Annotated in this window: 4 protein-coding genes; all 4 read left to right on the top strand. The window is 61.4% G+C overall.

What is annotated here, in order from left to right:
• Window positions 1-732: FixG Ig-like domain-containing protein (locus EN749_RS32365; RefSeq protein ID WP_281061938.1), on the top strand; the 732-nt coding region annotated here is incomplete at its 5' end.
• The gene (locus tag EN749_RS32360; RefSeq protein WP_126057792.1) at window positions 729-1,226 is read left to right on the top strand and encodes a FixH family protein; all 498 of its coding nucleotides are present in this window, start codon (window positions 729-731) and stop codon (window positions 1,224-1,226) included. The genes EN749_RS32365 and EN749_RS32360, both read left to right, overlap by 4 nt.
• A complete protein-coding gene (locus EN749_RS32355; RefSeq protein ID WP_126059322.1) occupies window positions 1,223-3,496 on the top strand; it encodes a cation-translocating P-type ATPase in 2,274 nt (757 codons plus the stop codon). The genes EN749_RS32360 and EN749_RS32355 overlap by 4 nt, the downstream gene beginning before the upstream one ends.
• Before the next feature lie 5 nt (window positions 3,497-3,501).
• A complete protein-coding gene (gene ccoS / locus EN749_RS32350; protein ID WP_081714250.1) occupies window positions 3,502-3,657 on the top strand; it encodes a cbb3-type cytochrome oxidase assembly protein CcoS in 156 nt (51 codons plus the stop codon).
• Window positions 3,658-3,839: the final 182 nt, after the last annotated feature.

Below are 3,839 nucleotides of genomic sequence, written 5' to 3'. Positions count from 1 at the left end.
GTCGACTGCAATGCCTGTGTCGCGGTCTGCCCGATGGGGATAGACATTCGCGACGGCCAGCAGCTCGAATGCATCACTTGCGCGCTCTGCATCGACGCCTGTGACGGCGTCATGGACAAGCTCGGCAAGGAGCGTGGGCTGATCGCCTATGCGACGCTCTCCGACTACAACGCCAACATGATGCTGGCGACTGCAGGCGGGTCCAGCTCAGTCAATCCATCGCTGATCAGGACCGCTGATGGCCTGTTCTCCGACAAGGTGGCGCATTTTCACATCCGCAAGATCTTTCGGCCGCGCACCTACGTCTACATGGGCTTGTGGTCGCTGATCGGCCTCGGCCTGCTCTATTCGCTGCTGACGCGCGATCGGCTCGAACTGAACGTATTGCATGATCGCAATCCCCAGTTCGTCACGCTGACCGACGGATCCATCCGCAATGGCTATACCGTCAAGCTGCTCAACATGATCCCCGAGCCGAGGACGATCGTCGTAACCATGCAGGGCCTTGAAGGCGCTGACATGGTCGTCGTCGGCGACGACATCCCCGCAGGCCGTTCCTTCGCCATTCCGGTCGAACCCGACCGCCTGAAAATGCTGAGGGTCTTCGTTCGCCAGCCGGCGGACCAGATCCGCGCTCCGGCACAGACCTTCAAGTTCCGCGTCGAGGACAGAGCCAGCTTTGAGTCGAACGAGTACACCGCCACCTTCAACGCGCCGGAGCCCCTCAGATGACTGCCAATGTACAAAAGCCTCGTGAATTCACCGGCAGGCACATGCTGGTCATCATCCTGGCCTTTTTCGGCGTGGTCATCGCAGTCAATCTGACCATGGCAACGCTCGCCAGCACAAGCTGGACTGGCCTCGTCGTCGAAAACACCTATGTGGCGAGCCAGCAATTCAACAAGAAGGCCGAGGAAGGACGGGCGCAGGCAGCACTTGGCTGGACCGGCAAGCTGACCATCGCATGGGGCGAAGTTCGCTATGGCCTCGCCGACGTCGCCGGCAAGCCGGTTCCCTTGCACGGCGTCAAGGTGCTGTTTCGCCATCCCGCGTACGAGAAGGAGGACAAGTCGGTCACCCTCGCACCCGCCTCGGGCCAGGAATTCGCAGCCCAGCACATGCCGAAGGACGGCGTCTGGATTGTCGAAGTCGACGCCGACGCCGGTCTGGACAAACCGTATCGCGACGTCCGCCGGATCATGATTTCCAATGGAGCGCTGCAATGAGTTGTTGTGCACCGGGCGCCGAAATGGCGCTTGATCTGGTCAACACCGGATCGGTCCTGCCGTCCAGCCAGGAGATCAGGCTGGCGAGCCGATCGCTTGGCGATGATCTTCACCAGACCGATCTTTCAGTACCGACGGTTCATTGCGCAGGCTGCATCCAGACGATCGAGACGGCGCTGGGAAAGCTCGATCGCGTCGAGAGCGCCCGCGTCAACCTGTCGACGAAACGGGTCTCTGTCCGGTGGCGTGGTGACGAGGTCCCACCGTTCGTCGTCGCGCTTGGGCGGCTAGGCTACCAGGCGCATCTCTTCCCTTCCGAGGTCGGCGACAAGGACAGGACGTTATCGGATTTGATCCGCGCGGTCGCGGTTGCCGGCTTTGCGGCGGGCAACATCATGCTGCTTTCGGTCTCGGTCTGGTCCGGCGCCGAAGGTGCTACCCGCGACCTGTTTCACTGGGTCTCGGCGCTGATCGCCATTCCTGCCCTCGCCTTCGCCGGCGGCATCTTCTTCCGTTCGGCCTGGAATGCTTTGCGCCATGGCCGCATGAATATGGACGTGCCGATCGCGGTCGGTGTTTCGCTCGCCTACGCCATGAGCCTCTACGAGACGATCAACCATGGCGATCACGCCTATTTTGACGCGTCGGTATCGCTGCTGTTCTTCCTGTTGATCGGCCGCACGTTGGATCACGTGATGCGCGAACGTGCCCGGACCGCTGTGAAAGGCCTGTCCCAGTTGGCCGCACATGGCGCCATGGTGCTGCGCAGCGACGGCGCGCGCGACTATTTGCCGGTCGGCGAGATCGAACCAGGCATGCGGTTGTTGATCGCAGCCGGTGAGAGGATCCCCGTCGACGGCAAGATCATCCAGGGAACGTCGGATCTCGACTGCTCGCTGGCCTCAGGCGAAAGCACGCCGAAAAACGTGGCGCCGGGCGAAGCAGTTCAGGCCGGCGTGCTCAATCTTACCGGCCCGCTGACGATTGAGGCGACAGCCGCCGCGAAGGATTCGTTTCTGGCGGAAATGGTTCGTCTTATGGAAGCCGCAGAGGGCGGCCGCGCGCATTATCGCCGGATCGCCGATCGCGTTTCAGCGCTCTATGCCCCGGTGGTTCATCTCACAGCCTTCGCGACGTTCCTTGGCTGGATGGCGGTGACCGGCGACTGGCACCGGGCGATAACCATCGCCATTGCCGTTCTGATCATCACCTGCCCGTGCGCGCTCGGCCTCGCCGTACCGATCGTTCAGGTGGTCGCCGCGCGGCGCCTGTTTGAGAACGGCATCATGGTAAAGGACGGTTCTGCCATGGAGCGCCTGGCGACGATTGATACAGCGGTGTTCGACAAGACCGGAACGCTCACGCTCGGCCAGCCCCGGCTGGTCAATGCATCGTCGATCGATCCGGCCATGCTGGCAGTCGCGGGAGACATGGCTACGCATTCCCGCCATCCTTTTTCAAAGGCCATAGCCGGTTTTGCCCATCCCGGCGGGCAGTACAAATTTGATGCCGTCACCGAGCATCCAGGGTTTGGAATCGAAGCCACTGGAGCCGGAAGCACCTGGCGGCTAGGCCGACGCGGATGGGCTGGATGGAGAGCCCGGACCGGTGGTGAAGGCAAACATGGCGGAACCGTGCTGACAAAAGACGGGTTCATTGTCGCGACCTTCGATTTTGAGGACGCGCTGCGCGCAGACGCCAAGGCGGCGATCGGGCAATTGAGCCATGCCGGGGTGTCAGTGGAAATGCTGTCGGGCGATACTGCGGGTGCCTGCGGTGAAGTCGCAGAAATGCTGGGTGTCAAGGACTTCGTTCCGTGCCTGCTGCCATCCGGCAAGGTCGAGCGCATCGAGACCCTGGCGAAAGACGGACACAAGGTTCTGATGGTTGGCGACGGCCTCAACGACACGCCGGCGCTCAGCGCGGCGCATGTCTCGATCGCTCCAGCTACCGCCGCCGACATTGGCCGCAATGCCGCCGACTTCGTATTCCTGCGCGAAAGCCTTCTGGCAGTGCCTCTCGCGCTGGACGTCTCGCGCAAGGCGGGACACCTGATCCGCCAGAACATCGCGATTGCGATCGTCTACAATGCGGTGGCAGTACCAATCGCCATCCTCGGGCACGCCACGCCTTTGTTAGCGGCGATTGCCATGTCTGCCTCATCGGTGCTTGTTATTGGAAACGCATTGCGCTTGCACGGCTTCGGGGCGAATGCGACGCTGCAAGTTATTCAAAAAGTCGGACGCTCCGCAGTCAGCTATTCGGCATAATCCTCGTGACGACGTTGCTCTATCTCATACCAGTGGCCCTTTTTCTGGGTGCACTGGGTGTGTCCGGCTTCGTCTGGGCATTGCGAAGCGGTCAATACGAAGATCTCGACGGAGCCGCCGAGCGGATACTAATTGATCGGGACGACAAACCGGAACGCTGATTTCAATCCGCTGTGCATAAGATGCGCGGATCGCGCTCGTCAGTCGAGCCGGCTCGGTCGGGAACAAGCTGTCCATGCTCCATGCTCCATGCTCCATGACCATCTTGACCTAAGCTGCACACTACATTTGTGAAAAGCCTCTGTCGTGCGAAGGACTGCCTCCCATTGCACCCAGTATGAGG

Origin of the sequence: Mesorhizobium sp. M7A.F.Ca.ET.027.02.1.1, assembly GCF_004022985.1 — a bacterium.
Lineage (GTDB): Bacteria > Pseudomonadota > Alphaproteobacteria > Rhizobiales > Rhizobiaceae > Mesorhizobium.
The sequence above is the reverse complement of the archived record's forward strand: the minus strand, read 5'-3'. Positions and strand labels throughout refer to the sequence as shown.